The organism is uncultured Aureimonas sp., assembly GCF_913775355.1.
Taxonomy (GTDB): domain Bacteria; phylum Pseudomonadota; class Alphaproteobacteria; order Rhizobiales; family Rhizobiaceae; genus Aureimonas.
Map to the genome: position 1 here is coordinate 1 of NZ_CAJYIU010000229.1, position 2529 is coordinate 2529.

Annotated in this window: 2 protein-coding genes; one reads left to right on the forward strand and one right to left on the reverse strand. The window is 75.9% G+C overall.

Features of this window, described 5'->3' with window-relative positions; translation table 11 throughout:
* Positions 1 to 696, forward strand: a 696-nt coding sequence (locus QZ753_RS13940) for a hypothetical protein (RefSeq protein WP_294644415.1), incomplete at its 5' end; no start/stop codon positions are given.
* 15 nt (positions 697 to 711) lie between these two features.
* Here QZ753_RS13940 and QZ753_RS13945 read toward each other — a convergent pair.
* Positions 712 to 2529: hypothetical protein (locus tag QZ753_RS13945; protein ID WP_294644417.1), on the reverse strand; the 1818-nt coding region annotated here is incomplete at its 5' end.

The window sequence follows — 2529 nt, forward strand, 5'->3', positions numbered from 1 at the left end:
CGGACGCTCGCCGCCAGCCTGTCGCGCAGCGTCGAGCGCACCGCCCATCTCATCGAGATGACCGACCAGATGACCGGGCTCGAGTTCCACCTCAACCTCGCCGGCCTCAACGCCGCGATCCAGGCCGCCCATGTCGAGGGCGGCGACGAGACGATCGGCTACATCGCCCGCGTGATCCGCGAGCAGTCCTCGCAGGCGCGCGAGGAGGTCGACGTGATCCGTGTCGGCACCGAGCGCGCGGCCGCGGCCACGCAGGACCTTGCCGGCCGCCTCCTGCCGGCGATCGCCGAGGCGGAAGCCTCGGTGGACCGCAACCTCACCACGGCCTGCACCGGCCTTGCCAGCGCCGAGGCCGAAAGCGCGCGCGCGCTCGCTGCCAGCGCCGAGGCCGCCGGCGGCATGGGCGACGAGATCCGCGCGGTCCTCGAGATGATGTCGCTGCACGAGGAGGGCACGGCGATGATGCGGGCGCTGTCAGCCGCGATCGCCTCGCTCGCCGCCGCGCCTGCGGCCGGCGAACTCCCGGCCGGGGAGGCCGCGCGTCTCGATGCGCTCCTGTGCGCCGGCTACACGATGAAGGAGGAGCGCAGCGTCTTTGCCGCCGCGCTCGGGGGCTCGAGCGGCGAGACGGGCGCCGCTGCGGCGCCCGCCACTGCCGCCCCAGCCGAGGACGACTTCGACGACATCCTGTTCTGACGGCGGGCTGCGGCGTTACCAGCCGGGCGCGACAGCGCGCGGCGGGGGAACCAGCCCCGAGCGCGGCGCGAGGTCGCCCGGCGGCCAGGCGAGGCCGTCGAACCCGTCGCCGCCGCGTCGCAGGAGCGGGCTCGTGAACGGATCGGCGGCCGCGACATCAGCCCAGCGCACCGAGAGCGTGTCGATCTCGCGCTGCAGCGCAGGCCCGGCCAGCCCACCGGCCGCCTCGTCCACCGGCGCTTCGCAAAGGAGACGCGCGTCCGGCGCGAGCACGACGCGGCGCCCCAGCGCCTGAAGCTTCAGCGCATAGTCGGCTGAGTAGAGGTGGCGCGGGAACAGGACGGAATCGAACCCGCCGAGCGCCAGGAAGTCCGCCCGCCGCGTCGCGAAGGCGCGGCTGCCGACGGCCGAGACCTGGTGGGCGACGACGAGGCCGTCGCCGTGACCGGGGTCCTCCGCGCCCCGGCCGCGATAGCGCGGGCGCGGCGCGGTGCCGAGTTCGAGGGCGAGACCCGCCTCGACGATGTCGCCGGCGCGACCGACGAGAAGCGGCGCCGCGAGGCCGGTCGCGGGATCGGCGAGGCGGCCGAGAAGCTCGCCCAGCCAGCGGTCGTCGAGCGGCGTGACGCCTACCGACAGAAGGCAGAGCGCCTCGCTGGACAGTCTCGCCGCGGCATCGCTTAAGCGGCGAGCCGGCGAGCGGCCGGGTGCGGCGCCTTCCGCCTCGACCCCGCCGAGGCGCAGGCGCGCGAGCGCCGCGCTGTCGAGGCGCGGCGAGGACACGAGGACCGTCGCCGCGCGTCGGCGGCGCGTCGGCTCCAGCGCCTCCAGGGCGGCGGCGACCGCCGCCTCGTCATGCCAGCCGGCATCGAGAAGGATCGAACAGGCGCCGGGCAGCGGCTCGCGCCGGACCCGCACGGCGGGAAGACTCGCCGGCGGGCGGGGCTCGATCGTCGCGGCGAGCCCACGCGCGGCCAGATGCGCGCGCACCGCCGCCGCCAGGCGGTCCGTCGAGCCGGGCGCGGCGGGCGGGACGGTGAAGCCGAAGCCCGGCACGTGGAGATGGCGCGCCGCGCCCGAGAGAGCCCGGTCGAGCGGATGCAGGAACAGGCGATCGGCGTCGCCGGCACCGGCCTCGAGGGCTGCGAGCGCTGCCGCGCGACGGATCGCGAAGGGCGCGCCCGCGCAGCCCTGCTCCAGCGCGCGCTCGTGGTCGAAGGCGGTGGCGGCCAACGGCGCCGGCTCGCCTCCCTCCAGCATCAGGAGGCGATCGCCGAAGGCGATCGCAGCGCCGGGATCCGCGAGGAGCGCCTCCACCAGACGCTCCGGCCCGCCAGGGCGGGCGAGCGTTCCGGCCGGCATCACCAGCACCGCCTCGCAGTCGGCCGCCTCGCCCTCGAGGAACCCTTCGAGATCGGCGGGCTCGAAGCCGCCGTCGCGCTCCGGCAGAACGACGCCGATCCAGTCGCCGAGCGCATCGAGCGCGGGCGCGGCAAGGCTCGCCTCCGCGCCGTCCTCGCCGACGAGGGCGACCGCGACGGGCGAGGTGCCGAGACGCGGCCTCGGGAGAAGCGGAAACCGCGCCTCCCAGCGCTCGAAGTCGGTGAACGGCACGCCGTTCGGAAACCAGCGGTCGAAGCGCTCGCCGCGCAACCGCTCGCCCTCGGTCTCGGCCCGTGCGTCGAGATGGGCGTTGAGCGTATCGGCGAAGGCGAGAACCGCGACCGGGCCGCCGGGCAGCGGCTGGCCGTCGGCATGGATCTCGACCTCGTGCAGCCGACCGTCGGCGAACTCGTCGGGCAGCCGCAGGCGAAAGGCGGGCTCGGCGCGCAG